At 71.5% G+C, this 26838-nt stretch carries 25 protein-coding genes, 1 other RNA gene and 1 pseudogene; 16 read left to right on the forward strand and 11 right to left on the reverse strand.

Annotated elements, in window-relative coordinates:
• Positions 1-12 precede the first annotated feature (12 nt).
• Positions 13-897, forward strand: a complete 885-nt coding sequence (locus tag BJY18_RS25290) for an oxidoreductase (protein ID WP_184782447.1) — start codon at positions 13-15, stop codon at positions 895-897.
• A gap of 19 nt (positions 898-916) precedes the next feature.
• Here BJY18_RS25290 and BJY18_RS25295 read toward each other — a convergent pair whose 3' ends face one another.
• Positions 917-1432, reverse strand: coding sequence for a hypothetical protein (locus BJY18_RS25295; protein ID WP_312873955.1), 516 nt, complete (start codon positions 1430-1432; stop codon positions 917-919).
• Positions 1433-1476: 44 nt separating this feature from the next.
• Here BJY18_RS25295 and BJY18_RS25300 point away from each other — a divergent pair, with 44 nt between their 5' ends.
• Complete coding sequence (locus BJY18_RS25300; RefSeq protein WP_184782448.1) at positions 1477-1779, forward strand: hypothetical protein; 303 nt, start codon at positions 1477-1479, stop codon at positions 1777-1779.
• A gap of 156 nt (positions 1780-1935) precedes the next feature.
• On the opposite strand, the gene BJY18_RS25305 is transcribed toward BJY18_RS25300, so the two are convergent.
• Both BJY18_RS25305 and BJY18_RS25310 read right to left on the reverse strand, forming a co-directional pair.
• Positions 1936-3453: a 3-hydroxyacyl-CoA dehydrogenase gene (locus BJY18_RS25305; RefSeq protein ID WP_184782449.1), complete on the reverse strand. Its 1518-nt coding sequence runs from the start codon at positions 3451-3453 to the stop codon at positions 1936-1938.
• A gap of 34 nt (positions 3454-3487) precedes the next feature.
• Entirely contained in the window at positions 3488-4168 is a 681-nt protein-coding gene (locus tag BJY18_RS25310; RefSeq protein WP_184782450.1) for a TetR/AcrR family transcriptional regulator, read from the reverse strand.
• 124 nt (positions 4169-4292) lie between these two features.
• On the opposite strand from BJY18_RS25310, the gene BJY18_RS25315 reads away from it, so the two are divergent.
• Positions 4293-4745 carry a nitroreductase family deazaflavin-dependent oxidoreductase gene (locus tag BJY18_RS25315; protein WP_184782451.1) on the forward strand — a complete coding sequence of 151 codons (453 nt, stop codon included), beginning with the start codon at positions 4293-4295 and terminating at the stop codon, positions 4743-4745.
• Between the two features lies 1 nt (position 4746).
• Here the strand turns inward: BJY18_RS25315 and BJY18_RS25320 are convergent, their stop codons facing one another.
• Positions 4747-4941, reverse strand: coding sequence for a hypothetical protein (locus tag BJY18_RS25320; RefSeq protein ID WP_184782452.1), 195 nt, complete (start codon positions 4939-4941; stop codon positions 4747-4749).
• 188 nt (positions 4942-5129) lie between these two features.
• Positions 5130-5744 carry a hypothetical protein gene (locus BJY18_RS25325; RefSeq protein ID WP_184782453.1) on the reverse strand — a complete coding sequence of 205 codons (615 nt, stop codon included), beginning with the start codon at positions 5742-5744 and terminating at the stop codon, positions 5130-5132.
• A gap of 158 nt (positions 5745-5902) precedes the next feature.
• On the opposite strand from BJY18_RS25325, the gene BJY18_RS25330 reads away from it, so the two are divergent.
• A complete protein-coding gene (locus BJY18_RS25330; RefSeq protein ID WP_281393703.1) occupies positions 5903-6652 on the forward strand; it encodes a response regulator transcription factor in 750 nt (249 codons plus the stop codon).
• Positions 6630-8165 carry a sensor histidine kinase gene (locus tag BJY18_RS25335; protein WP_184782454.1) on the forward strand — a complete coding sequence of 512 codons (1536 nt, stop codon included), beginning with the start codon at positions 6630-6632 and terminating at the stop codon, positions 8163-8165. The genes BJY18_RS25330 and BJY18_RS25335 overlap by 23 nt, the downstream gene beginning before the upstream one ends.
• Position 8166: 1 nt before the next feature.
• Here the strand turns inward: BJY18_RS25335 and BJY18_RS25340 are convergent, their stop codons facing one another.
• Positions 8167-9072 carry a serine/threonine dehydratase gene (locus tag BJY18_RS25340; protein ID WP_221457945.1) on the reverse strand — a complete coding sequence of 302 codons (906 nt, stop codon included), beginning with the start codon at positions 9070-9072 and terminating at the stop codon, positions 8167-8169.
• A gap of 229 nt (positions 9073-9301) precedes the next feature.
• Between BJY18_RS25340 and BJY18_RS25345 the strand changes: the two genes are divergently transcribed.
• The 3 genes from BJY18_RS25345 (at position 9302) to ffs (ending at position 13161) form a co-directional block, all read left to right on the forward strand.
• The gene (locus tag BJY18_RS25345) at positions 9302-12154 is read left to right on the forward strand and encodes a sensor histidine kinase (RefSeq protein ID WP_184782456.1); all 2853 of its coding nucleotides are present in this window, start codon (positions 9302-9304) and stop codon (positions 12152-12154) included.
• A complete protein-coding gene (locus tag BJY18_RS25350; RefSeq protein ID WP_184782457.1) occupies positions 12151-12567 on the forward strand; it encodes a roadblock/LC7 domain-containing protein in 417 nt (138 codons plus the stop codon). Before BJY18_RS25345 ends, BJY18_RS25350 begins: the two co-directional genes overlap by 4 nt.
• A gap of 499 nt (positions 12568-13066) precedes the next feature.
• An RNA gene (ffs, locus tag BJY18_RS25355) (signal recognition particle sRNA small type) lies at positions 13067-13161 on the forward strand.
• 28 nt (positions 13162-13189) lie between these two features.
• On the opposite strand, the gene BJY18_RS25360 is transcribed toward ffs, so the two are convergent.
• The 3 genes from BJY18_RS25360 to BJY18_RS25370 all read right to left on the reverse strand — a co-directional run bounded on the left by BJY18_RS25360 (position 13190) and on the right by BJY18_RS25370 (position 15598).
• Entirely contained in the window at positions 13190-14062 is an 873-nt protein-coding gene (locus BJY18_RS25360) for a spermidine synthase (protein WP_184782458.1), read from the reverse strand.
• 64 nt (positions 14063-14126) lie between these two features.
• Positions 14127-14987 (reverse strand): alpha/beta fold hydrolase, encoded by an 861-nt coding sequence (locus BJY18_RS25365; RefSeq protein WP_184782459.1) that lies wholly within the window; start codon positions 14985-14987, stop codon positions 14127-14129.
• Positions 14987-15598, reverse strand: coding sequence for a TetR/AcrR family transcriptional regulator (locus BJY18_RS25370; protein ID WP_184782460.1), 612 nt, complete (start codon positions 15596-15598; stop codon positions 14987-14989). The genes BJY18_RS25365 and BJY18_RS25370 overlap by 1 nt, the downstream gene beginning before the upstream one ends.
• A 51-nt stretch (positions 15599-15649) precedes the next feature.
• Here BJY18_RS25370 and BJY18_RS25375 point away from each other — a divergent pair, with 51 nt between their 5' ends.
• Both BJY18_RS25375 and BJY18_RS25380 read left to right on the forward strand, forming a co-directional pair.
• A complete protein-coding gene (locus BJY18_RS25375; protein WP_184782461.1) occupies positions 15650-16240 on the forward strand; it encodes a carboxymuconolactone decarboxylase family protein in 591 nt (196 codons plus the stop codon).
• A 61-nt stretch (positions 16241-16301) separates the two neighbouring features.
• Positions 16302-18508: pseudogene (locus BJY18_RS25380) on the forward strand (DNA polymerase III subunit gamma and tau).
• A gap of 8 nt (positions 18509-18516) precedes the next feature.
• Here BJY18_RS25380 and BJY18_RS25385 read toward each other — a convergent pair.
• Positions 18517-19362, reverse strand: coding sequence for an N-acetylmuramoyl-L-alanine amidase (locus BJY18_RS25385; RefSeq protein WP_312874121.1), 846 nt, complete (start codon positions 19360-19362; stop codon positions 18517-18519).
• 95 nt (positions 19363-19457) lie between these two features.
• On the opposite strand from BJY18_RS25385, the gene BJY18_RS25390 reads away from it, so the two are divergent.
• Together BJY18_RS25390 and recR are read left to right on the forward strand one after the other, a co-directional pair.
• Positions 19458-19820 (forward strand): YbaB/EbfC family nucleoid-associated protein, encoded by a 363-nt coding sequence (locus BJY18_RS25390; RefSeq protein WP_184782462.1) that lies wholly within the window; start codon positions 19458-19460, stop codon positions 19818-19820.
• A gap of 3 nt (positions 19821-19823) precedes the next feature.
• Complete coding sequence (recR, locus tag BJY18_RS25395; RefSeq protein WP_184782463.1) at positions 19824-20420, forward strand: recombination mediator RecR; 597 nt, start codon at positions 19824-19826, stop codon at positions 20418-20420.
• Positions 20421-20504: 84 nt separating this feature from the next.
• On the opposite strand, the gene BJY18_RS25400 is transcribed toward recR, so the two are convergent.
• Complete coding sequence (locus BJY18_RS25400; protein WP_184782464.1) at positions 20505-21614, reverse strand: UDP-N-acetylglucosamine 2-epimerase; 1110 nt, start codon at positions 21612-21614, stop codon at positions 20505-20507.
• A 72-nt stretch (positions 21615-21686) separates the two neighbouring features.
• Here BJY18_RS25400 and BJY18_RS25405 point away from each other — a divergent pair, with 72 nt between their 5' ends.
• From BJY18_RS25405 to BJY18_RS25420, 4 genes are all read left to right on the forward strand, one after another.
• Positions 21687-22712, forward strand: coding sequence for a glycosyltransferase family 2 protein (locus tag BJY18_RS25405; RefSeq protein WP_184782465.1), 1026 nt, complete (start codon positions 21687-21689; stop codon positions 22710-22712).
• The gene (locus tag BJY18_RS25410) at positions 22709-24028 is read left to right on the forward strand and encodes a hypothetical protein (protein WP_184782466.1); all 1320 of its coding nucleotides are present in this window, start codon (positions 22709-22711) and stop codon (positions 24026-24028) included. Before BJY18_RS25405 ends, BJY18_RS25410 begins: the two co-directional genes overlap by 4 nt.
• 73 nt (positions 24029-24101) lie before the next feature.
• Entirely contained in the window at positions 24102-26072 is a 1971-nt protein-coding gene (locus tag BJY18_RS25415; protein WP_184782467.1) for a DUF6541 family protein, read from the forward strand.
• 60 nt (positions 26073-26132) lie between these two features.
• Positions 26133-26837, forward strand: coding sequence for a glycosyltransferase family 2 protein (locus BJY18_RS25420; protein ID WP_184784834.1), 705 nt, complete (start codon positions 26133-26135; stop codon positions 26835-26837).
• Position 26838 lies beyond the last annotated feature (1 nt).

Here is a 26838-nt window from a genome sequence, read left to right on the forward strand (position 1 = left end):
GGAGATGATCCGATGAAGCCAACTGTCGCGGTTGTGGGACCGGGCGCGATCGGTACGACCGTGGCGGCGGCGCTCCATGAGGTGGGCCATACCCCGGCGATCTTCGGCCGCACCGCGCGTGCGCAGCTCGAACTGCGTGCGGGAGACGACCGCGTCGTCGTGCCGGGGCCGGTGCGGACCGACCCGGCGCAAGCAGGCGGGGCGGTCGATCTGGTCTTCCTTGCCGTCAAATCGACACAGGTCGAGGCGGCAGCGCCGTGGTTGACGGCGTTGTGCGGCGCCGACACCGTCGTCTGTGTCCTGCAGAACGGCGTCGAACAGGAAACGGTTGTCACGGCACACCTTTCCGGTGGCCGGGTCGTCCCCTCGATCGTGTGGTTCCCGGCCCAAGCGCAGCCGGACGGTTCCGTGTGGTTGCGCGGCGGCGCGCGCCTCACCCTGCCGGACACGCCCGAGTCCCGTGTGGTGCGCGAGGCCTTACGCGGCAGCCGGTGCTCGGTCGAGCTTGCTGCGGACTTCACGTCCCTTGCCTGGCGCAAGCTGCTGCAGAACGCGGTCGCCGGACTGATGGTCCTCGCCGGCCGCCGCGCCGGCATGTTCGCCAGGGCCGACGTCGCTGAGCTTTCCCTGGCCTACCTGCGGGAATGCCTGGCGGTCGCCCGAGCCGAGGGCGCGGCGCTGAGTGACGAGGTGCCGCACGAGCTTCTCGCCGGCTTTCAGGCTTACCCACCCGACATGGGTACTTCCATCCTCGCCGATCGCGAGGCCGGCCGGCCGCTCGAATGGGACATCCGCAACGGGGTCGTGCTGCGCCGTGGCCGCGCCCACGGCATTCCGACGCCGATCAGCGATCTGGTGGTGCCGCTCCTCGCGGCCGCCAGCGACGGACCCGGCTGATCTCCGCGGCACCGGGTGCTCACCGCTGCGCGAGCGTCCGACGGCTGCCCTCGGCGAGCGGAAGACCGCGCTGCTGGATCCGGTAGTAGGTCAGGGCGTTCTGCGCACCGATGCTGATACCCAGCGTGAGCAGGATCGACCCCGACGTGAGTGCCCCACTGACTCCGAACGCCGCCGCGGCGAAACCGAAGCCGACACGGGCACCGATGGTGGCGAGCCAGAGCAGCAGCGTGCCCACGGAGCCCTTCTGGAACGTGGTGCTGTCGCGTGCGGTGAGCGTGGTTGTCGCGCTGCGCAGGAGACCGAGCGCGGCGAGGACGACGACGTCGACGGCCAGCAGCGTCAGTTCGCCGGAGGTCGCCGCGCCCAGGGCGTCGGCCGCCGAGAAGACGCCGGCCGCGGTGAGGACGAGCGGCATGATCACGAGGCTCTTGCGGGTGAGCACCGTGCCGCGCAGCTGCCGGTAGACGACGCGGTGGAGAACGAGCACTCCCAACGCGACGTAGACGACGAGGTAGATCGGATTCAGCTGCACGGGAACTCCTTCGCGGTTCGGACACGAACAGCTTCGCGTCTCGGATGAAGGAATTCGTCGGCGTCCGGGTGGAACCGTGCGTCGACCCGTGGGTGGAGGCCCGTCGGCGAGAGCGCGGCGGCGAGGGCGCGGCGGCGAGAGCGCGGCGACGGGGGGTGTGGCGACGGGGTTCTCTGGTCGCGCCCCTGCTGGGCGCGGTGCTGGTCCCCGTCGTGACGGCCGCGCCCGCGCCGGCCGACGCGGCACCGGTGCCGCCACCCGGCTTCGTGCTCAGGGATCTGCCTACCGGCTTGGGGAACTACCAGTTCACCGACTTCGCCTGGCTGCCCGACGACAGCCGAGGCTGACCGCGCGGTTGAGGAGCTGGCAGCCCGGAGCGCGGGCGACACTGGTGAACCGGGAAGACCCGCACCGCACCGGACCGGCGCAGGTCTTCCCGCGCGTCACCGGACCGGCGCAGGTGTTCCCGCACGTCACCGGACAGGCGCAGGTGTTCCCGCACGTCAGCGCAGGTCGGCCGGGCGGGTGCCGGACGTGGTGAGTGGCAGGCCCAGCGTCACGCGTTCGGTGAGCCAGCTGCTCGGCCGGTACCGCGGGTCGCCGGTGGCGTGCAGCAGGCCGGTGAGGATGCGAAGCACCTTCTCCGCGCCGAGCGTCTCTCCCCATTCCAGCGGGCCGCGGGGATAGCCGAGCCCGAGGCGGACCGCGGTGTCGATGTCGGCCGGGGTGGCGAGGTTCTGGGCGGCCAGGTAACCCGCCGTGTTGACGATCGACGCGAGCAGCCGCTGTGCGATCGGAGCCGGGCCGTCGCGCACGACCGTGACCGGGACGCCGGTCGCGGCCAGCGCGGCCCACGCGGCGCGGCCGAAAGCCGGGTCCAGCCCGGGGTGGACCGACAGCGTGAACCGCTTGTCGTAGCCCAGTGCGTCCACTCCGGACACTCGTTCCGGTGGCAGCTCGGCCTGCCTCGCAGCCTCCACAGTGGACTCTCCGCGCAGTGGTACGAGAAGTGCGGCGTCCGGGTAGGCGTCCGGCACGACCTGGACTCCGGCGGCCGAAAGCATCCGGCCGAGGCGCTCGTCGGCGGTGTAGACCGGGGTGCCCGTCAGCGGCGGCGCGGACGGCTCCGGCGCCACCTCCTGCTTGCCCTCGGAGTACCGGTAGAACCCTTCCCCGTTCTTGCGGCCGTAGAGCCCGGCGGCCACGCGCGGGCGGGTCAGCCACGACGGGCGCAGCCGCGGTTCGGAGTGGAATCCGCTCCAGATGCTCTCCAGCACCGCGTGCGAGACGTCAAGGCCGGTCAGGTCGAGCAGCTCGAACGGTCCGAGCTTGAGCCCCAGCACGTCGCGCGCGACGCGGTCCACGTCGGCCGGTTCGGCCAGCCCTTCGGAAAGGATCTGCAGCGCCTCGGTGTTCAGCCCGCGCCCGGCGTGGTTGACCAGGAAACCGGGGGCGTCCTTGGCCAGCACCGGTTCGTGCCCCCAGTGCCGGACGAGCTCGAGCGCTTCGGCGGGCAGCCACGGCGCGGTGCGCGCACCGGGCACCACCTCGACCAGGCGCATCAACGGCACCGGGTTGAAGAAGTGCAGGCCGATCAACCGGCCCGGATCGGACAGCCCGGCGGCGATCTCGGTGACCGACAGCGAACTGGTGTTGGTCGCGAAAACGGTGTCCTGGCCGCAGACCCGCTCGAGGCCGGCGAACAGCGTGCGCTTGATCTCCAGGTCTTCCCGCACCGCCTCCAGCACCAGGTCCACGCCCTCAGCCGGCGCCAGCGGATCGCCGACCGGCACCAGCCGGTCCTTCGCCGCGCGTGCCTGCTCCTCGGTCAGCCTGCCCTTGGCGGCGAGCCGGTCGAGCATCCCGCCGACGTACTCGATCGCCTTGCCGACCGCGTCGTCCATCGAGTCCGCGAGTTCCACGGTGACGCCGCCGGTCGCGGCGAGCTGCACGATGCCCCTGCCCATCACGCCGGTGCCGATCACCCGGATCCTGCTCACCCGTCCGGCCCATTCCACCACTGCCGACCACCTCCACCGGCGAACCTACCGTGCGCTACAAACCCACGAAGTCGGCCATTTGCCCGGTCAGGTGCTCGAAGTAGGCGTCAGCCGGATCGACGCCGTTCGCGTACTGGCCGAACAGTTCGAAGCTGATCGCGCCGTAGAGCTGGGTCCAGGCCGCGATCGCCCTGGTGACGATCTCCGCGGGCGCGTCCAGTTCGAACAGCTTTCCCAGCGCCCCGGCCTGCTTCCGCAGTTCGGCGGACATCGGCGCGGTCACCGCCGGCTCGTCGGGATGTGCTTGGCGCAGCACCGCCATCAACGTCATCGGCATGCGCGCGGCCGGGCCGACGGTGTCCTGCGGAGCCTGGTACCCGGGGATCGGCGAACCGAAGATCAACGCGTACTCGTGCGGGTGCGCCCGTGCCCAGTTCCGCGTCGCGTGCCAGATCGCCCGCCAGCGGCCGCGCGGATCGCCGTGCCCCGGATCCGCCCGTTCGGCGGCCTCGCCGACCGCGTTGTACGCGTCGATGATCAGCGCGGTGAGCAGCTGGTCGCGGCTGGAGAAGTAGCGGTACAGCGCGGAGGACACCATGCCCAGCTCACGGGCGACCGCGCGCAGCGACAGCCCGTGCGCGCCCACGTCGGCCAGCTGACGGCGGGCCTCGTCCTTGATCTCGCGGGTCAGCTCGGCGCGGACCCGTTCGCGTGCGGTCTTTCCGGCGGCGGGCATGCGGTCAGTCTGCCATCGCGAGAGCAGAGCGCAAAATCGAGAGCACTGCTCTTGACACGGTCGGACAGATGGGTGTGCACTGTTCCTGACAGAGAGCAGTGCTCTCGAAACCGAGGAGGACCCGATGACCAGCACGACGCCCCGTTATCTCCGGCCCGGCAAGGGCACCAAAGTGGCCAACGCGTTCGCGCGGGGCGTCACCAAGCTCGGCATCAGCCTGTGGGGCAGCCGGGTGCTGGGCGTCCGCGGCCGCACCTCGGGCCAGCTGCGGGAGGTGCCGGTGAACCTGCTGACGCACGAGGGTGCGCAGTACCTCGTGGCGGCGCGCGGGGAAACCCAGTGGGTGCGGAACCTGCGAGCGGCGGGCGAGGGACAGCTGCGGCTCGGCCGTCGCGTCGAGAAGTTCGGCTACCGCGAGCTGGCCGATGACGAGAAGCCTGCCGTGCTGCGGGCCTACCTCGCGCGGTGGAAGTTCGAGGTCGGCGTGTTCTTCGACGGCGTCGACGCGAGCTCGCCGGACGAAACGCTGCGGCGGATCGCGCCCGGCTACCCGGTGTTCGAGATTCGGACAGCCTGACTCATCCGGTGCGTTTGCGCCGCGCCGTGGCGGCCACCAGTACGACTCCGGCGAGGACGGCCACCAGGCCGATCAGGAACCACAGCTTCTGTCCGGTCATGAAGCTGCCCAGCAGCACCCCCGCGCCCTGCAGCACCCATACGGCGCCGACCAGGATCAGCACCACTCCGAACGCCATCGTGATCCAGCGCTTCATCCAGGCTCCTTTTCGACCAGACCGTGGCGACAGGCGTACACCACGGCAGGTGCCGGTCGGGGAGCCCCAGTGTGGCCAGTACCCGCGACACGCGCGAGGGGACGCGCGCACTGGTGCGTGGAACGACCCGGGTCGCCTCGGCGGGAGTGGGGGGTGCTCCCGGGAGGCGGCCCGGGTCGTTGTCCGGATCAGCCGCCTTGGCGGCCGGGGCCCTGGCCCGGTTGCCCACCCGATGCGCCGCGGTCCCGGCCCGTTCCGCCCTGGCCGGAGACCTGCGCCTCACCGAGCGAGACCGCCGTGGCGGTGCTGCCCTCGACCTTGGCGACCACGGTGACGTTCTCGCCGGACTTGGGGTCGCCGGTCTTCTCGGTGCCCGAGTTCAGCGTGTAGGCCTGCCGGTAGCCGTCCTTGCTGGTGAGCGTGACCGATGTGGCGCTCAGCTCGGTGATGGTGCCGGTCTGGGTGCGTTCGGTGACGTAGCCGCCGGCCGGATCGGCCACCACGAAGTCGCCGTGCAGGGCGTCACGCAGGGCCGTCGTACCGGCGCTGCCGCCGAAACCGCCCTGGCCCATCATGCCGCCGGGGCCGCCCATGCCACCGGGACCGCCGAAGCGGCCGCCCTGCACCGCGGACGCGTCGTTCGCGCTCGTGCCGGCCCAGATCGCGAGGCCGCCGCCGGCCGCGATCATCACCGCGACCCCCGCGGCGATCGCGGTCCTGCGGCCCGACCACGGCTGGCCGGGCGCGGTACCGGGAGCGGGCGGCTCGCCCCACGTGGCGCCCTGTGCTGGATCGGTCGTCATGCTTTCCTCCGGATCGTCCGCGCTGTCCAGACCGAGCGTTCCGGCGCCCGCTGTGCGGAGGCTGTGCTCAATGTGGGTGGGTGCTGTGCACCTGTGCGCACAGGAAACGCACAGCCGGCGCACAGCTCGACCTGACCGGAGCACCCGAGGATGGCACCATGAGCAGTGTGAACGCCACGCCTGCCGGTCCGGGCAAGGCCGATCTGCGGCGTGCCGACGGCAGCCCGGTCCGGGTGCTGGTGGTCGACGACGAATCGACACTGGCCGAGCTCGTCTCCATGGCCCTGCGCATGGAGGGCTGGGACGTGCGCAGCGCCGGTACCGGGGCCGAGGCGGTCCGGGTGGGCCGGGACTTCCGCCCGGACGCGGTGGTGCTCGACGTGATGCTCCCCGACTTCGACGGCCTCGAGGTGCTGCGCCGGATGCGGGCCGAGGTGCCCTACCTGCCGGTGCTGTTCCTCACCGCGAAGGACGCGGTGGAGGACCGCATCGCCGGGCTCACCGCGGGCGGCGACGACTACGTGACCAAGCCGTTCAGCCTGGAGGAGGTGGCCCTGCGGCTGCGTGCGCTGCTCCGCCGGGCCAACGGGGTGTCCGGCGCCGGCGGTTCCCAGCTCGTGGTCGGCGATCTGACGCTGGACGAGGACAGCCGCGAGGTGCACCGCGGCGGCGACCTCGTCCCGCTCACCGCCACCGAGTTCGAGCTGCTGCGCTACCTCATGCGCAACCCCCGGCGGGTGCTGTCCAAGGCCCAGATCCTCGACCGCGTGTGGAGCTACGACTTCGGCGGCCAGGCCAACATCGTCGAGCTCTACATTTCCTACCTGCGCAAGAAGATCGACGCCGACCGGGAGCCGATGATCCACACCATGCGTGGCGCGGGGTATGTCCTCAAACCCGCCGGCTGAACCACGGCGGACGCGCCGTCCGTGGTCGCTGCGCCGCCGGCTGATCATGCAGCTGGCGGCGCTGCTCGCGCTGGTGTGCCTGGTCGTCGGCGTGGTCACCGAACTCGCGTTGCAGGGGTTTCTGGTCGGGCAGCTGGACCACCGGCTGGCCGCGGCGAGCGACCGCGGTGCACGTGGCGGCGTCAAACCGCCGTGGATCTACGGGGACAAACCGCCGCCGGATCCGTTGCGGGTGCTCGGCCAGGGCGACGGCACGCTGGCGCTGGTGGTCCGCGACGGTGCGGTCAGCGCGGCGGTACTCGACTTCCACAAGAAGAAGCCACCACGCACGCCGGGAGCCCCGCCGCCCCCGGGGACTCCGCCGCCGGTGGAAAGTCTCACCGGTGATCAGCAGCGCCTGCTGCTCGACGTGCCACCGGACGGCAGTCGCCGCAGCGTCGACCTCGGCGGTGGGCTGGGCAGCTACCGCGTGATGTCCACCTACTCGCCCGACGGTGACCTCACGGTGATCGGGCTGCCGCTCGACGACGTGAACGCCACCTTGTGGCGCTTGGGATTCATCTTCGGCGGGGTGGCACTCGGCGGCTTGCTGGTCGCCGGATTCGCCGGGGCAATCACCATCCGGCGCACGATGGCGCCGCTGGACCGGCTCGCCGCCACCGCGTCACGGGTGTCCGAACTGCCGCTGGACCGCGGTGAGGTCGCGCTGTCGGAACGAGTGCCCGAAGTGGACACCGACCCGCGCACGGAGGTGGGCAAGGTCGGTGCCGCGCTCAACCGGATGCTCGGGCACATCGCGGACGCGCTCGCCGCCCGCCACGCCAGTGAAAGCCGGGTGCGCCAGTTCGTCGCGGACGCCAGTCACGAACTGCGTACCCCACTCGCGGCCATCCGTGGCTACGCCGAGCTGGTCCGGCGCGGTGGGAGGCAGGTGCCGCCGGACGTCGCGTTCGCGATGAACCGCGTGGAGTCCGAGTCCGCGCGGATGACCACGCTGGTGGAAGACCTGCTGCTGCTCGCGCGGCTCGATTCGGGGCGCCCGGTGGTGCACGAGCCGGTGGACTTGTCCCGGCTGGTGGCCGACGCGGTCGCCGACTCGCACGTGGCCGGCCCGGACCACAAGTGGCTGCTCGAGGTGCCCGGTGAACCGCTGACCGTGCTGGGCGACTCCCGCCAGCTGCAGCAGGTGGTGCTGAACCTGCTGGGCAACGCCCGCACGCACACCCCGCCGGGCGCCACCGTGACCACCAGGCTGTCCCAGGACGGCGACTGGACACGGCTGTCCATTGTGGACGATGGGCCGGGAATTCCTGGGGAGATCCTGCCCGAGGTGTTCGAGCGGTTCGCCCGCGCCGACACGTCCCGCTCCCGCGCGGCGGGTAGCACCGGTCTCGGGCTGGCCATCGTCGCCGCCGTGGTGGCCGCGCACTCCGGCCGCGTGAGGGTGACCAGCCGGCCCGGACGTACGGAATTCGTCACGGTTTTCCCTGCGGTACCCGACACCGGGTCGTGACTCACCCGAAGCCGACCGCGGTGTTGGCCCCGCACAGGATCAGGCACGGCAGCTCGGCGGGGACCCGGCCGGCGAGCCAGGCGGCCAGCGGCGCGGCGGCAGCCGGTTCCACCACGAGCCGCAGCTCGCTCCACAGCCGGCCGCGGGCGGCGAGGATCTCCTCGTCGGTCACCAGCACCGACGTGACCTGAGGCGTGCTGAGGATGCCGAACGGGAGCGAGCCCACGCGGGTGGCGCCCAACGCGGAGGCGGCCACCGAGTCGATCGTGACGTCCACCGGCTCGCCCGCTTCCAGCGCGGAATGCAACGCTTGACACTGCTGCGGTTCCACGGCGAAGACCGTGCGTGCGCCGGCGGCGAGCGTGGTGCCGGACGCGAGCCCGCCGCCGCCCACCGCGACGGCGATCGCGTCGACCTCGGGGGCGTCCGCCACGATCTCCGCGGTCACCGTTCCCTGTCCCGCGATCACGTCGGGGTCGTCGTAGGCGTGCAGGTAGCGCGTGCCCGGTTCCTCGGCCACGGCGCGCGCGGCGGTGGCCGCCTCGGCGTAGGTCCTGCCGTACCGGACAAGCTGCACGCCGGTCGCTTCGATCCCGGCCGCCTTGGTTTCGGGAACCGTCTCCGGCACGTAGACCACCGCCGGCACTCCCAGCGCCTGCGCCGCGGTGGCGACGCCGAGGCCGTGGTTGCCGCCGGACGCGGTGACCACCCGGTCCGCACGCGGACCGGCGAGCAGGGCGTTCACCGCACCGCGGAGCTTGAACGAACCGGACCGCTGCAGCTGCTCCAGCTTCAGCAGCAGCGGACGGCCGTCGATTTCGGTGCGTAACAGCGGCGTCCGCCGTACGTGTGGCCGAATGCGTTCGGCAGCGGCCAGGACATCGGCGGGAGCGGGTGCGGCGGGCATGGCGGGCATTCTCCTCCCGGTGCTCGCATCTGATGTACCGGAGGCCGGGAATCTGCAGCTTGCACGGTTGCCCGCAGGCATTGTCGGGACCTTGCGGGCCTCGCTAAGCTCGGTGCCGACGGTCGGTGGCCGACCTTGTGCGTACCGCGACGAGTCTTACCAAAAGTAGCGAACTCGCGCGGGTGCCCCCGTTCGGTGCACTCCTCCCGGGAGCGGAAAGGTGACGTGGATGACCCGGTCGAGCGGACCCGGCACGGGGTTGTCCGGCCGGCTCGGCGTCCGCGCCGCGGTACTCCTGCTCACCGTGATCCCGCTCGTGCTCGTCTCCGTCCCATTCGGGTTCACGCAGGTCACGCGGGCGCGTGCGGCGGCGAGCACCGCCGACGCCGTCTCACAGGCGCGCCGGGTCGGCCACCTTCTCCAGCAGTTGCAGCGGCAGGGCCTGCTCACCGCGGCTTTCGTAGCCGATCCTTCGGCGGCGGGCGCCGACCTCAGCCAGCAGCAGGCCGTGGAAGCGGAGCTGAACAACGTGCACAGCGGCGCGTCTCCCGAAGTCGCGGCCGCGCTCGAGCGGGTTGCCTCGCTGTCGCAGCTAAGTCAGACCGCGGCGCGCCGCAGCATCTCTCTCGCCGACGTCGCGCACAGCTACGACGTCGCGATCACCGGTCTCATCGATGCGCTCGGCCTCGTTTCACACACCACTTCGGACGGTGAAGGGCTGCGGCAGCAGAGTGCGGCGGATGCGCTGCTGCGCGCGAACGAACAGCGCGCGCTCCGGCTGATCACCCTCGTGGCAGCGGCTGTTTCGCCCGGACAGCCCTTTGTCGACAGTGCGGGGCAGCGGGCCGTAGCGTATGCCGAGCGCTTCGGACAGCAGGCCGAGCCAGGTGACGCGGCTGTGGTGGAGAAGGTCGAGTCGAGCGCTCTGGTCCGCCGTATCGAACAGTTCGTTGCCGCGCCGGGCGCGCAGTTCGCGCCCGAGGTGGTCACCACCGCGACGCAGCTCACCGGGCAGCGTGCTGCCGCGCAGGACCAGGTCCTCGACGCGATCGCCGACCGCACCGCCGGATGGTCGGCGGACGCGAGCCGGCAGGCGTGGCTCCTCGGCGGGGCCGCGATCGTCCTCTTCGGACTCGTGCTCGCCCTCGGCGTGGTGCTCGGCCGGTCGATGACCCGGCCGGCCGCCCGGGCGGAGCCGGATCGCGAGCCGGCCCGGGCAGGCGGCACACCGTTGTCAGCGCCCGAGGTCACTGTCGAATCCGGCGGAGGACCGGCCGTGGCGGTCGACCGCGGCCGGGATTCGGCGGCGTCCCGGCAGGCCGGGGCGCAGTTGCTCGCCGGCGCCGCCCGGCGTACCCAGAACTTGGTCAGCCGCCAGCTCGAAGTCGTCGGGGAACTGCGCCGCACCGCCACCGAACCGGTGCTGATCGCCCACCTCTTCCGGCTCGATCGCACGGCTGCCCGGCTACGACGTACCGCGGAGGATGTGCTCGTGCTGTCCGGTGTTTCCGATCGGTCCCGGATCGGCGGGCCGATCGAGCTGGCCACCGCACTGCGTTCGGCGGCCGCGGAGATCGACGACGAGCCCCGGGTGCGGATGACCGAGCCGGCCGAGGTGCTGCTCGTCGCCGGACTGGGCATGGATCTGGTGCTGCTGTTCGCCGAACTGCTGGAGAACGCGGCCGAGTCCTCCCCGCCGGAGTCGGCCGTGGAGGTCGGCACCCGGTTCCTGCCCGGCGGCGACCTGGAGGTGAGCGTCACCGACCAAGGAATCGGCCTGCCCGCCGCACGGCTCGCGGAGGAGAACCGCAGGCTGGCCGCCCCGGAGGACGAGCCGGCGGAGCAGCTGGGCCTCGCCGTGGTCGCCCGGCTGGCCCATCGGCACGGGCTGTCCGTCGAGCTGTGCCCGGCCGCGGAGGGGCCCGGCGTGACCGCCAGGGTCACCGTGCCGCAGGCGTTGTTCACCCGCGAGGTGGACTTCCGGCACGAGCCCGCGCCGGTAGGCCTGTTCGAGCCCGGACACGTGCCGGATCCGGTGCCGCAGCTGCTGCCCGCCCCCGCGATCGCCGCACTGGCCACCCCGGCCGACGACGGCTTCGGCTGGTTCGCCAACCCGAAACCAGCCTGGCCGGAGGATGAACCGGCAGTGCCCTGGGAGGAACCGACGCGGCGTGGCGGGGAACCGGCGCTGTGGGGTGCCGAACCGGCTGTGTCCGGGGAATCGGCTTGGCGTGGCGGGGAACCGGCGCTGTGGGGTGCCGAACCGGCTGTGTCCGGGGAATCGGCTTGGCGTGGCGGGGAAACCGCGCGACGGGGCGATGAACCGGCTTGGCGGGGCATCGAATCGGTGCTGCGCGGCGATGAACCGGCTCGACCGGGTGCCGGCCCGGTGTGGTGTGCCGTCGAGTCAGCTGGGCGTGGTGCCGAACCGCTGCTGCGGGGCGACGAACCGGCACAACAGGGCGCCGGACCGGTGCGTCCGCAGGAAGCGGAATCCGGCTGGTCGCAGGCCGAACCCGACTCCGAGCCGAGTAACCAGCCCACCACCGAACCGACCGGACAGCCCGGACAGCCCGCCGCCGAACCGACCGGACAGCCCGGCCAGCCCGCCGCCGAACCGACCGGACAGCCCGGCCAGCCCGCCGCCGAACCGACCGGACAGCGCTCCGACGAATCGACCGGCCGACCTGATCAGCCCGCCGTCGGATCCGCTGACCCGTCAACCTCCGAATCCGCCGACCAGCGCGCTGCCGAGCCCGCCGGCCAGCCCGATGCCGAGTTCGCCGCCAGCACCGGCACCCTGGCCGACCTACTCGAAGAGTCCACTGTGGACCCCGTCGATCCGGTGCCGACGCAGCGGTTCGCGCCGGTGGCACCGGAACTGCGTGATGGTATGGCGCGCCGCGTGCCCGGTGCTCAGCTGGCGCCGGGGCTGCGGCTGCCCCAGCTCGTTCGCCCGCCGTCCGTTCGTCGTGGGCTGCGCGACCCCGCTGCGGAACGCGCCACCTTCGACGCGTTCTCCGACGGGGTCGCCAAGGCCCGCCAGGCCACCTCTCTCACCGCCGACCAAGGAGGAGCATGACCGCCCCCACCGCGCAGAACTTCACTTGGCTGATCAACCGCTTCGCGTTGCACACCGCCGGCGCGATCGCGGCGATCGCGGTGTCCGCCGACGGACTGCTGATCGCCGGTTCGCAGGAGCTGGACCGCGCGGACGCGGACCGACTGGCGGCGACCTGTTCGGCAATGCTGGCGCTGGCCCACGGAGTGTCGGAAAGCCATCCACTCGGCGATCCGGACAAGGTCGTGATCGAGCTGGAGCGCGGATACCTGGTCGTCTGCACCATCAGTGTCGGCTGCTCGCTCGGCGTGCTCGCCAACAAACAGGCGAGCCTGGGCACCATCGCCTACGAGATGGCGATGTTCGCCAACCGTGCGTCCGAAGTGCTCACGCCCGCCCTGATCGAGGAGCTCAAGAACACCGTTGGTGCCTGAACAGTCCCGCGGTGTGCCGCGGCCGGTGAAAGTCGCGCTTGTCGGCCCGGTCGGGGCCGGGAAGACCACTGCGGTGCACGCGGTCTCGGAGATCACTCCGCTGCGGACCGACGCCGGTGGTCGCACGGTTGCGCTCGACTTCGGGCGGGTGGCACTCGACGAGCGGACGTGGGCGTACTTGTTCGGGACGCCGGGGCCGCGGCCCGACCTCGTGCCCGGCGCGCAGTGCGTGCTGGTCGTGCTGGATCCCCGCCGGCCGGACGAGGCCTATCCGGTGCTGGACTACGTCGAACGGACCCGGCTGCCGTTCGCGATCGGCGTCAACCTCTTCGACGGGGTGCTCGACCGTTCGCTCGACGACCTGCGCTGGGCGCTCGCCGTGCGCGATCAGGTGCCGATCTGCGTGTTCGACGCGCGCGAGGCGGCGTCGGTACGGGCGGCGCTGCGCGCCGTGCTGCGGGTGGGCACCGGCGCCCCGTGGCCGCCCGCTACACTGGACGACGGACCCCGCGCGGCGTCCACCCTGTGAACCTCCCCAGGGCCGGAAGGCAGCAAGGATAAGCAGGCTCTGGCGGGTGCGCGGGGTCCCCTTTCGTCTTCGGGGCCCGCCCGTTCGGTGGCTTCAGAACAGCCCGAGCACGTCCTCCGGCGGAGCCGGCGCGACCACCGCTTCCGCATCGGTCATCGGTTGTGCTTTCCCGCGCAACGCGCGCAAGTCCCCGTCGTGCACGCAGCGTGCCGGATAGGGCGAAGACGCGGCTCGCCGGGTCAGTTCCGCGGTCGGCAGCTCGGTGCGCGACGCGGCGAGCACGAGGTTGCCGAAGCGCCGTCCACGCAGCACTCCCGGCTCGGCCAGCAGCACCACCTGCGGGAACACCGCGGCGAGCGTGGCGAGGAACCGGCGTGCGAAAGGCAGCCCCGGGCCGTCGGTGACGTTGGCGAGCAGCGTGCCCGCCGGGCGGAGCACGCGGGCCACGTCGGTGACGAACTCGACGGTGGCCAGCCCGCCCGCGATGCTCGCGCGTTCGAAGGCGTCGACCACGACCAGGTCCGCGGACGCGTCCCGGCGGCTGCGCACGCCCACGCGGCCGTCCTCGATGCGGACTCGCAGCTTCGGCACGCTCCGCAGGTCGAGCTGCTCGCGGACCAGCTCGATCAACGGCTCGTCGGCGTCGAACACGAGCTGTCGCGAACCGGGGCGGGTCGCCGCGACGTAACGCGGCAGTGAACATCCCGCGCCGCCGACGTGCAGTGCGTCGAGCGGTCCGTCCGGCAGGCAGTCGACGAGATCGCCGAGCCTGCGCACGTAGTCGAATTCGAGATTCGCCGGATCGTCGAGGTCCACATAGGACTGAGCAACGCCGCCGACCGACAGCAGCCACGCGTTGGCACGGTCGGCGTCGCGAAGCAGCTCCGCCGTGCCGAACCGCACCGGATACCGGCCCGGCTGCGGACCGTTCGGTGGCCGGCCGCGGCCGGAACGGGCCTTGCCCACCAGCGTCCCTCCCTCGGCTCCCCGCACGAGCCTACGCGCGGCGAAACTGCCGTGAACGGGACCTTCACGTCAGGGTGTGGACCAGTGCGGCGAGGGCTTGGGGCTGCTCGTCGAGGCCCAGGTGTCCGGCGTCGGGCAGCACCGACAGGTCGGCGTCCAGCACTCGGCCGGCCGGGTCGCGGAGCCGCTCGGGCGGGAAGAAACCGTCGTGCCGGCCGGTCACCACCAGGCGCGCCGCGGTGGTGCGCTGGGCGAGAAGGTCACTGGGCAGCGCCGGCGGCGCGAGGCTGCTCCGGCACGCCCTGGCAACGAGGGTGTACCACTCGACCAGCTCGGGCGCGGGCGCGTGACCGGGAGCCAGGAAGTGGCGCAGCAGCGCCGTGCTGCGGGCCGGGGTCGCGGCGAGCAGCCACGGGATCGTCCTGCGCAGGACACCGGCGCTCACCTTCGTGGCCACCAGGCCGGCCGGGGAGACCAGCACCCGCCCGGCGATGCGGGGCGAGTCGCACGCGAGGGCGACGGCACCGCCGAGGGAATGACCGACCACGATCGCCTGGTCCGGCACCGTCCGGTCGAGGAGATCGGCCAGCCACCGGCCGTACCAGGACAACCGGCCGGTACCAGGGCGGCGGCCGGCGCTCAGTCCGGGCTGCCCGGGAAGGTCCGCCAGCAGCACTGAACCGGTCGACGTCAGTGCCGTGGCGAAATCCTCCAGCAGCGCGGCGCTTTCGTTGGTACCGGGCACCACCACGACCGTCGGAGAACCCGAGCCGGCGGACACCACATGGGTCGCCCCGGCGCAGGTCGGCACGACCTCGCGCCGGTGCGGCAGGGTCCAGTGGTCCAGACGGCGGACGCACCAGTCCCGCACCTGCTGCTCCTGCTTTTGCCCGCGGTAGATCGACCGCGCTGGCGAATCGCTCATCAGCACTGTCCTTCCGACACGATCGCCAGCGCCTGGGTCAGCAGGCGGGAGAGGTCCGGGCGGCCGTCCTCTTCGGCCCACCGCAGCACCGCCGCGCTCGCCGCCGACAGACACGCACCGGCGGCCACCCGCACCCGGAACTCCAGCTCGGGATCCGGCGGATCCGCCCGCAGGGCTTCGACGATGGCCTGCTGAGTGGCGTACTGGCTGTCCCACCGGCGTGCCCGCAGCGCCGGCGTGGCCAGCACGAGCCGCAGGCGCGCCAACAGCAGCTCGGCCGGGCTTTCACCCTCGTTTCCGCCATCGTTCTGCAATTCGCTGATCTGTTCCACCAGGGTGGCGCCGATCCGGCGCATCAGCGGTTCCCCGGCCGGTCGCTCGGCGATCCGCTGCGCGATCAGCGGGTCGTACTCGTCGCCGAGCACCAGATCTTCCTTGGTGGGGAAGTGGCGGTACACGGTCATCGGCGAGACGCCCGCCGCCCTGGCGACCTCGTTGACCGTCGTCTCGTCGAAGCCCTGCTCGCCGAACAGGCGCAGCGCGTGCTGCTGAACCGTCCGCCGCGTCAGCAGCCGCTGACGTTCCCGCAGGTTCACCGTGCCACCACTCATATGGTAGACACTAACATGACGTTAGTTACTAACATCAACATGGAGGCACCGATGCCTGCTCCGATCGACCTTTCCCCACTGCCTCCGTGCGACTGGTCACCGCAACTGCGCGACCTGCTGGGCGCGGCGTTGCGCGACCACGACCTGGTGGACCAGCCGGTGTCCGGCCCGGGACAGCTCAACAGCGTCGCCACGCTGGCCCACCATCCGCGGCTGGCCATCGCCTTCGGGCAACTCGTGGGCAGCCTGAGCGCCGGTGAGCTTTCCGCCCGCGACCGGGAGGTGGTCATCCTCCGGTCGGCATACCTGACCCAGTCCACCTACGAGTGGTCCCATCACCGGCCGCTCGCCCTCCGTGCCGGCCTCAGTGAAGCGGAGGTCCAGCGCCTCGGGTCCGACCCGATCGACGACGAGTGGCCCGCACGGGAGAAGGCCTTGCTGTCCGCGGTCGACGAACTGCACCACCGATCCGCCCTCAGCACCACCACCGGCCGGGAACTCGCCGAGCACTACCGGCCGCGGCAACTGCTCGAGCTGGTGTTCCTCGCCGGCTGCTACCGGACGGTGGCGACGCTGCTGAACTCCTGCGAGGTTCCGCTCGACTCCGGGGTCGAAGCCCTCTCGCCACCGGTGCGGCGGTGACGAGCGGGCCGCCTGCCTCCGCGCCCGACGGCCGCGGCGCGCGTCACGGTAGTCTCGGGCCGTGGCTCTAGCGCTGTACCGGAAGTACCGTCCGGCGACCTTCGCCGAGGTCGTCGGCCAGGAGCATGTGACCGAACCGCTGCGCACCGCGCTGGCCGCCGGGCGCATCAACCACGCGTACCTGTTCTCCGGGCCACGCGGCTGCGGCAAGACCTCGAGCGCCCGCATCATGGCGCGTTCGCTCAACTGCGTCGAAGGCCCGACCCCCGACCCGTGCGGCAAGTGCAACTCGTGCCTCGCGCTGGCGCCGGAGGGGCCGGGCAGCGTCGACGTGACCGAACTCGACGCGGCGAGTCACGGTGGTGTCGACGACGCCCGTGAGCTGCGGGACAAGGCGTTCTACGCGCCGGCCGAATCGCGCTACCGGGTGTTCATCATCGACGAGGCGCACATGGTCACCACGCAGGGTTTCAACGCCCTGCTGAAGATCGTCGAGGAACCGCCAGAGCACCTCATCTTCATCTTCGCCACCACCGAGCCGGACAAGGTGCTCACCACCATCCGCTCGCGCACGCACCACTACCCGTTCCGGCTGATCCCGCCGAGCTCGATGCGGGAGCTGCTGGAGCGCAACGTCGCGGCCGAAGGCGCCGAGGTGGAACCGGCGGTGTACCCGCTGGTGATCCGCGCCGGCGGCGGTTCGGCGCGGGACACCCAGTCGGTGCTGGATCAGCTGCTGGCGGGCGCGGGCCCGGATGGCGTGCGGTCGCGCTGCTCGGCGTCACCGACGTCGCGCTCATCGACGACATGGTCGACGCGCTGTCGGCCGAGGATTCCGCCGTCGTGTTCGCCACCGTGGAGAAGCTGGCCGAGGCGGGCCACGACCCGCGCCGCTTCGCCACCGACCTGCTCGACCGGCTGCGTGACCTCGTGCTGATGCGTTCGGTGCCGGACGCGGGTGAGCGCGGCCTGGTGTCCGCCCCGGCCGAGGAACTGGCTCGGATGAACGCGCAGGCCGAACGGATCGGGCTGGCCACGCTGTCCCGCTACGCCGACATTGTCCACAGTGGACTCCTGGAGATGCGGGGCGCGACCTCGCCCCGGCTCGTGCTCGAGCTGCTGTGCGCGCGGATGCTGCTGCCCTCGGTCACCGACGCGGAAAAGGCGTTGCTGGCCCGGATCGAACGACTCGAGCGCCGTGCCGTGGTCGCCACCGGTGGCGGCGAGGCGGGCGTGGAACCGCCGGTACGCGAGTTCCAGCGGCCTTCCCAGCGGACGGCTGCACCGGAAGCAGCGGCGGAGGTTCCGGCGCGCGCGGCTGCGTCCGCTCCGCCGCGTCCGGATGCGGAGGCCAGTCCGGCGTCGCGTCCTGCGCAGGCGGCTCCTCCGGCGGGTCCGGCTGGTTCCGCACCGACACGTCCTGTGGAGTCGGCCGGTCCGGTGGCGTCGCGTCCGGTGGACGGGGCTGGTTCCGCACCGACACGTCCGGCCGAAGCGGCGAGCCCGGCGCCGCAGCGGGCAGCTGCCCCGGCCTCGGCTCGTCCGGCGGAGGGAGCCCGGCCCGCGCCGGAACGTTCGGCCGAGGCGGGTCGTCCGGCTCCGGAAGAAAGCCGTCCGGAACCGGCTCCCGCGGCGGAGAACCCGCCCGCGCGTCCGGCGCCGTCCGCGGAATCCGAGCCCGTGGCCGCATCGGATGCGGTGGACGAGGCGGGGATCCGTGCGGTCTGGCCGCAGCTGCTGACCGCGCTGCGCAAGTTCACCGGCGGCCGCAGCCTGGAGGCGATGCTCACCCAGGCGACCGTCGTCGAGGTGAACGGTTCGACGGTCACGCTCACGCACAAGTCCGAACCGCTCGCCCGGCGGCTGAACGATCAGGACAACGCGCGCAAGATCGCCGGTGCGCTCGCCGACGTGCTGCCCGGGGATTGGCAGATCCGGTGCGTGCACGGGGCGGTGCCCGCCGCCCAGCCGCGGGCGGCCGCACCGAAGCAGCAGGCGCCGGCGCCGGAGCGTTCCTTCACCCGGCCGTCCGCCGGCGCGCCCACCCCCGCTCCCGCGGCGCCGGCACCCGCACCGGCCGCGCCGAGCCGTCCCAAGGTCACCACGAGCGAGCCGGACATCCCGCTACCGCCGGAACCGTCGGACGAGGACGACGACATCTACTCCGAGGACTCCAGCCCGGTGCCGCCGCCCCCGCCGGAACAGGACCCGGAACTACTGGCCCGCAAGCTGATCTCCGACCAGCTCGGCGCACGCCCGCTGGACTGAACCCCCGCTCACGAGGAGGTCAGATAGTCCTCGATCGCCTGGGTGATGGCCTCGGCGTAGCGGGTTCGCCCGATGTCCGAGGACATTCGCGCGGCCTCCGTGGCGTTGCGCATGTTCCCGCATTCCACGAGCACGCTCGGGCGGGTCGACAGGTTCAGCCCGGCCAGGTCCGACCGTGCGGAAAGCCCGGCGGAGCCGACGTAGGTCGATGTGGCGAAACCGTTGTCGCGCAGCGTGTTCCGCATCGTGCGGGCCAGCTCCAGCGACGGCTCGCCCTGCGCCGCATTCAGCGCTGGCGACGAATAGGCCACGTGGAAGCCGTGCGCGCTCGCCGCGGTCGCGCCGTCCGCGTGGATCGACACCACCGCGTCGGCTTCGGCGCTGTTGCCGATCTCCGCCCGCTTGTCCACGCACGGGCCGGTGCCCGAATCGTCGGAACGCGTGTAGACGACCCTGATTCCCTTGGCCGCCAAGGCGTTTCCGACTTCCTGAGCGATCGCGAAAGTGAATGCGTGCTCGGGGTAGCCGGCGTTGGTCGACGTCCCGGTGGTGTTGCACGGCTTCGTTTCCCCGCGCCCGGCAGGCACCTTCCGGTTGATCTCCCCGGGGTGCGTGCTGTTGCCGCCGTTGTGTCCAGGGTCGAGCACGATCACCTTCCCGGCATTCGGCGGTGACGACGACGGTGGCGTGCTGGGCGTGGACGGTGGCGTGCTGGAGGCGGACGGCGCCGGAATGCTGGAGCGCGCCGGCGAGGGAGCCGCCGCGGACGGAGCGCTGCCACCACCGCCGGAACACGCGGTGAGCAGCACGAGTCCGGTCAGCAGCGGGAGCGGGTTCGCACGCACGGTGACCACGGTGCCACAGCGCCCGCGTGCCGCCCGGACGGACGCGCCGGGCACGCGGCTACGCTGGGGAGCAACACCCAGAGGCGGAAGGACCGAGTGCGATCATGGTGCAACCCGGCGGCGGCGGCTTCGACCTGTCGCAGATCATGCAGCAGGCCCAGCAGATGCAGCAGAAGCTGGTGGAGGCCCAGGAAGAACTCGCGAACACCGAGGTCACCGGCACCTCCGGCGGCGGGCTGGTCACCGCGACGGTGTCCGGGGACAGCCAGCTGAAGAACCTCGCCATCGACCCGAAGGTGGTCGACCCCGACGACGTGGAGACGCTGGCCGACCTCGTGGTCGCGGCGGTGCGCGACGCGTCGGCCAACGCGCAGAAGCTGACCGAGGAGAAGCTCGGCCCGCTGGCAGGCGGTCTCGGCGGCGGGGGCGGTATGCCGGATCTGGGCAGCCTCGGGTTCGGCGGCTGAGCGTTGTACGAGGGTGTCGTCCAGGATCTGATCGACGAGCTCGGGCGGCTGCCCGGGGTCGGTCCGAAAAGTGCCCAGCGGATCGCGTTCCACCTGCTGGCCACCGACCCCGCGGACATCGCCCGGCTGCAGGACGTGCTGGGCAAGGTCCGCGAAGGCGTGCAGTTCTGCGAAATCTGCGGCAACGTCTCCGAGCAGCAGACCTGCCGGATCTGCCGCGACGAACGGCGCGACCTCACGGTCATCTGCGTGGTCGAGGAACCCAAGGACGTGCTGGCGGTCGAGCGCACGCGGGAGTTCAAGGGCCGCTACCACGTACTGGGCGGCGCGCTCGACCCGTTGTCCGGCATCGGCCCGGAGCAGCTGCGCATGCGTGAGCTGCTGAAGCGGATCGGGGAGGCCGACGTCCGCGAGATCATCGTCGCCACCGACCCGAACACCGAGGGCGAGGCGACGGCCACCTACCTGGTCCGCATGCTCCGCGACTTCCCCGGCCTGTCGGTCACCCGGCTGGCCTCGGGCCTGCCGATGGGCGGCGACCTGGAATTCGCCGACGAGCTGACCCTGGGCCGGGCGCTGTCCGGCCGGCGCGCGCTGTAGCCCGCACTCCCGGAAACGCCGTGAAGGCCTCCTTCCTGAACCGAAGGAGGCTTTCACGGCGTTCGTGCCCGGATACCGAGCCCGTCAGCAGTAACCGAGCTGTGCCAAGGAGTTCACGATGATCTCCGACGGGTGGTACTTGTCCATCCAGGACTCGCCGCGCCGGTTCTCGTAGGTGTCGAGGAAGTTCTGCAGCTTGTCGCCGCGCATTTCGGTGAGCATCACGGTTTCGCCGAGGTGCTGCGGGGTTTCCGTGCGCTCCCGGTGCACCGCGCACGGCAGGCCGAGGTAGTAGCACTCCGCGGACAGCCCGCCCGAGTCGGTGACCACGTACTCCGCCCGCGCGACCAGCGGCAGGAACTTCAGGTACCGCATCTTCGGCTGCGCGATGAACTTGTCGTCGAAGAGGTGGTCCAGCCCCAGCGCCCGGATCTTCTCCCGCTCCGGCGCGCCCGCCAGGTACAGGATCGGCAGCTGCCTGCTCTGCTCGCGCAGGATCTCCAGCGCCTCGCGGTACTTGTCCGCCCGCGAGACCAGCTCGAACCGGTGCAGCGTGGCCAGCCCGAACTTCTCCGGCAGGTTCGGCACGTCCAGCGGCTGATTGATGGCGAGGCGCATCGCGTCGATCGCCGTGTTCGCCTCGGTGTCCACGACCACGCCGCGTGCGTTGCGGAGGTTGTTCACCTCACGCTCGCTCGGCGCGAAGTGCATGTCCACGATCTTGGCCGCGATCTTGCGGTTCAGCTCCTCCGGCAGCGGCGACATGATGCTGCCCGACCGCGCGCCCGCCTCGACGTGCCCCACCCTGGCCTTGAGGATCCGCTTGCCGATCAGCGAACCGTACGGCGTGGTGAACGTGTCACCGTGCACCAGCACCAGCGGCGGGCGGCCGTCCTCGGTGAGCGCGGCCCGCAGTTCGTGGCGGCGGCCCCACGCGGTGCGCAGCACCTGCGCCGCCCACCCCGGCACCTGCGCGGGCGATTCGAGGTTGTGCGCCTTCTCCTCCGGCACCAGCCACACGTCGGGCTCGGGCAGCTTCAGGTCGGCCAGCACATCGGCCACCTCGTCGACGTGCTGTGCGGTGAACCAGATCTTCGGCCGCATGCCGCGTTCGGCGATCCCGTGGTAGACCGGGGCGATCTTGATCAGTTCCGCAGTGGTGCCGAGAATGAAGGAAATCACCGTGGGGCCCATTTCTGGTCGGTTGCGGTGAGCGCCAGGATACTGGCCACGTCCGGTTCCCCGGCACAGGGTAGCCTCGCCCCCGTGAGTGCCAACCCGCTCCTCCCCTCGCTCAGCGTCGTGATTCCGGTCCACAACGAGCAGGACTGGATCGAACGCAGTGTCGGCGCACTGGTGACCGCCGCCGAGGCCGCGCGCTGGGCGGCCGAGATCGTGGTGGTCGACGACGGCAGCACCGACGCCACCCCGGACAAGCTCGCGCAGCTGCGCGAACGGCACGGGATCACGGTGCTCACCCAGGCCAACAGCGGCCGGTTCGAGGCCCGCCGCGCCGGGCTCGCCAAGGCCTCCGGCCAGCAGGTGCTGCTGCTGGACAGCCGGGTGATCGTGGACGAGGGAGCGCTGGTGTTCCTGCGTGACCAGCTCGTCGGGCATCCGGAACGCACGGTGTGGAACGGGCACGTCAACGTCGCTTCCGAACACAACCCGTACGCCGGTTTCATGGCCGGGCTGGTGAAGATCCCGTGGCGGCGTTACTGCGCGAATCCGCGGCTGATGTCGTTCGGCATCGACGAATTCGACGTGTTCCCCAAGGGCACCGGATTCTTTTCCGCACCGCGGGACGTTCTCGAACAGGCGAGTGCGGCATTCGAATCGCTGTTCGAGGATTCCCGCTTCGCCAGTGACGACACCGGAGTGCTGCGCTGGATCGCGCAGCGGCACCGGATCTTCCTGGCCCCGCAGTTGTCCGCGACCTATCACGGGCGCGATTCGTTCCGGAAGTTCACCGCGCAGTCCTACTTCCGCGGTACCACGTTCGTGGATTCCTACCTCGCGTCGCCGGGACCGGCCCGCAACGGGTTGTTCGCCGTGTTCGCGGCCGGTGCGCTGGGCCTCGGCCTCGCCGCCCGCCGTCCGCGTACCGCGGTGGCGCTGGCCGCGGCCGGTTCCGCCGTCGCGGGCGCCGCGGTGACCCGGTTCGGTGCCACCAGGGCCGAAGCCCGCGCGGTCGCTCTGCTCACCCCGGTCTTCGGAACCGGCTTCGGGGCCGGCGCGGTCCGTGGCCTCGTCTTCGCCCTGCGCGGCCGCACGCGCCGGTCCGGCCGATGAGCACGCCGGTGACCGCGGAAACTCCGGAATCCCCAGAGCCGTCGGGGCCCTCGCTGGCCCGCGAAACCGGCCGCTCGGCGGGCAAGATCGGCATCTCGCTGCTGGTCGCGATCGGGCTGGGCTACGTCTTCACCTTCGTGTCCGCGATCGTGCTGGGGCCGGCGAACAACGCGGTCTTCGCTTCGTTCTGGGGCATTCTGATGGGCCTCGGCGGCGCGCTTTCGCCGCTGGAGCAGGAGCTGTCCCGGCAGTCCGCGGTCGCGTCGGTGGCCGGGCACCGGGTCGGCCGGTCCGCGCTGCGGGTGCTCGCGGTCGGCATGGTCGCGGTCGCGGTGGTCGCCGCGATCACGCTCGCGGTGCCGGTGCTCAACGAGCGGTTCTACGGCGGGCACCTCGAACTCGGCATCATCACCCTGTGCGGCGGGATCGCCTTCGCCTGCCAGTTCGCCACCCGCGGCCTGCTGGTCGGCGGCAACGCGATCAAGCCCTACTCCCGCCTGGTCGTGGCCGAGGCCGCGATCCGCGCGGTGCTGATGGGGCTCGTGGTCGTGTCCGCGATCTCCGGGATCACCACGTTCGCGATCGCCGCCGCGGCCGGTTCGTTCGCCTGGCTGCTCTTCGTGCGCCCTGCCCGGCGGATGCTGGACTTCGAGGTCGACGGTGAGGGCTGGCGCCCGGTCACCGCGCGCATGCTGGTGCTGCTGCTCGGCGCGGGTCTCACGGCGAGCGTGATCACCGGGTATCCCGCGCTGGTCCGCGTGCTCGCGCCCGGCGGGGACGAGCAGCAGATCGGGATTCTCTTCGCTGCGCTGCAGGTTTCCCGGGTGCCGTTGCTGCTGCTGACGCCGCTGCAGGCGCTCGCGGTACCGACCGTGGTCCGGTTGTCCGGTACCGCGGACGGCATGCATCGGCTGCGCCGGCTCCTCGCGTTCGGCACGCTCGGCACGATCGGCGTCGGCGTGCTCGGTGTCGTGGTGGGCTGGCTGATCGGACCGTGGCTGGTGGAGTTGCTGTTCCGGTCGAAGTACGCCGGTGCGCAGGGCTGGTGGATCGCCGGCATGGTCTGGGGGGCGGTGCTGCTGACCGCGCTGCAGCTGATGACCGCGGTGCTCGTCGCGCGGACGCAGGCGAACCGGGTGCTGGTCACCTGGGCGGTGGTGGCCGTGGCGACCGCGCTGGTCCTGGTGCTGGTGCCGGGGGACACGGTGTTGCGTGCGGTGCTCGGCCTCGCCATCGGGCCGACCGCCGGGCTGGTGGTCGCGCTGGGCTTCGTCCTGCGGAGGCCGGGCAACGTGCCGGACGCTCCGGGCGTCTGAGTAATGTGCACCCCGGGTCGATCCGCCGAAACGGTCGGTGTGGTGTACCGGTGAGGGTTGGACAGCGAATCCGATGAATGTAGTACTGATCTTGCTCGCCTTCTGGCTGCCTGGGCTGGTCTTCGGCACCGCGGTGGGGCTGCGCGGCTGGACGCTGGCCGCGTCCGGGCCCCTGCTCAGCTTCGGGATCGTCGCGCTCGGCGTTCCGGTGCTGGGCGGTCTCGGCATCCGCTGGAACCTGCTGGACGTGGCACTGTGGACGGTGGTGCTGTCCGCGGTCGCGTACGGCGTCGCGTTCCTGGTGCGCCGCTTTACCGCCCGCCGGCACGAGGACTGGACCGAGGGCGAGCCCTCGACGGACCGTTCGGTGCGCGGGCAGGTGCTGATCGGGCTGGGCGTGCTCGTCGGCATGGTCGTGGGCACCGCCACCTTCCTGCGCGGCACCCACTCCATCACCAACGTGCAGCAGGGCTGGGACGCGCCGTTCCACGGCAACCTGGTGCGCTGGATCGCCGAGCACGGCGACGCGCGTCCGTCCACAGTGGGCACGATCGCGAACCTGCCGGACCAGAGCGACTACTTCTACCCGGACACCTACCACGCACTGCTCGCGCTCGTGTTCGACAAGGGCGGCCTCACCATGATGCCGACCCTGAACCTCGCCGTGCTGGCCGTGATCCTGAGCGTCCCGCTCGGCGTCGCCGCGATGTGTCACGCGTGGCGCATGCCCGTCCTGGGCACCGCCGCGGCCGCCGCGGTCTCCACCTGGTTCACCGCGTTCCCGTACGACTCGCTGTGGCGAGGCCCGTTGTGGCCGTACGTGGCCGGCGTGGCGATGATCCCGGCGATGCTGGCCATTTCGCGGTATCTGCTGCGGCCACGCGGGATCGCCGGCCCGGTCGCGATCGGTGTCGGCGTGGCCGGGCTGACCGGCCTGCACACCAGCATCGTGTTCGTCATCGCGGTCTACTTCATCCTCATCCTGCTCGCGGTCGTGTTCCGCTTCGAGAAAATGCAGTGGCGGCGCAGCGCGCCCTCGCTGATCGCCACCGTCGTGCTGGCCGCCGTGCTCGGCGTCCCGCTGGTGCTGCCGTCGCTCTACAACGCGGGTGGCGTGACGAGTGCGTTCTGGGCGTCGGAGGCCACGGTCAGCGGCGGGTTCGGCGAGACGGTCACGTTCTCCCCGATGTCGAACTTCCCGCAGTGGTGGATCGGCCTGCCCGCGTTCGCCGGCATCGTGCTGATGGTGCGGCACCGCCGGATGCTCTGGATGGTCGCCGCCTACGCGGTGTTCGGCGTCCTGTTCACGTTCACCGTCTCCCTCGAAACGCCGCTCATCCACACGCTCACCGGCATCTTCTACAACGACCACTGGCGGATCGCGGCGCTGGTGCCGCTGGCGGGTGCGGTCGCGTTCGGCGAGTTCGTGCACACCGTGACGGGCTGGCTCGCCGGCAAGGTTCAGGGCCGGGTGAAACTGCGGCCGGTCACCGTGACGCTGCTCGCGGCCGTGCTGGTCGGCCTGGTCGTGACCGGACTCAGCCGCGGTGGTTACCTCGGCCGCAACTCCTCGAGCCTGGCCATCAACTACGGCGACAACGGCCCGGCCGTGTCGAAGGACGAGGAGGCCGCGTACGCCTGGCTCGCCGAACACACCCAGCCGGGTGAACGCGTGATGAACGACAAGTCCGACGGATCGGTCTGGATGTATGCGCTGGCCGGGGTGACCCCGGTGGAGTGGACCTACTACGGCGCCGAACCGGACACCAAGGCCGGCTACCTGAGCCTGTGGCTGAACGAGATCGACAAGTACCAGCAGGTCCGCGACGATCTCACCGACCTGCACGTGCGCTACGTGATGCAGGGCAAGGGCAAGGTCACCCCGGACGCGCGCCCGTCGATGGCCGTGGCCGACCTCGAGGCGAGCCCGGAGTTCCGCGTGGTCTTCGAGAACGCCGGGGCCACCGTTTACCAGATCGAGGGACAGCAGGGTGTGGTCGCGGCGGGGGCCGCGTCCGGGTCCGACGCCCCTCACGGGCAGTGAGAAGATACAGTGTTCGCCGTGTCCACCACCTCTGTGAGCACCCGGAAAGTCCTCATCGTGATGCCGGCGCTGAACGAACAGGCCAGCGTCGGATCCGTGCTCGCCGAGGTCCGGCGGTCCCTGCCGGACCTGGACATCCTCGTGGTGGACGACGGTTCGCAGGACCAGACCGCCCGGATCGCCCGGGAGGCAGGCGCCGAGGTCGCGCGGCTGGCGGTGAACCTCGGCGTGGGCGGCGCGATGCGCACCGGCTTCCGCTACGCCGCCGCCCGCGGCTATGACGTCGTCGTCCAGGTCGACGCGGACGGCCAGCACGATCCGGAAGAGGTCGCCGCGCTGCTGAAGGTGCTCGAGGAGGGCGCCGACATCGCGATCGGCTCCCGGTTCGCGGGCAAGGGTTCCTACCGTGCGGTCGGCCCACGCAAGTACGCCATGGTCGTGCTGTCGTTCGTGTTCTCCCGGCTGGCCCGGAACAAGCTCACCGACGTCACCTCGGGGTTCAAGGCGATGGGCCCGCGGGCGATCAAGCTGTTCGCCTCCTACTACCCGGCCGAGTACCTCGGGGACACCGTCGAGGGCCTGGTGATGGCGATCCGGGCGAAGCTGACGATCGCCGAGGTTCCGGTGCTGATGCGCGAGCGGGCCGGGGGCACACCCAGCCACTCGCCGGTGAAATCGGCCGTGTACCTCGGCCGAGCGGGGCTCGCGCTCCTGCTGGCGCTGGTGCGCCGCCGTCCGTCCGTCGACTCGTCCGACGCAGCGTAAG

Source organism: Amycolatopsis jiangsuensis (assembly GCF_014204865.1).
Classification (GTDB): Bacteria; Actinomycetota; Actinomycetes; order Mycobacteriales; family Pseudonocardiaceae; genus Amycolatopsis; species Amycolatopsis jiangsuensis.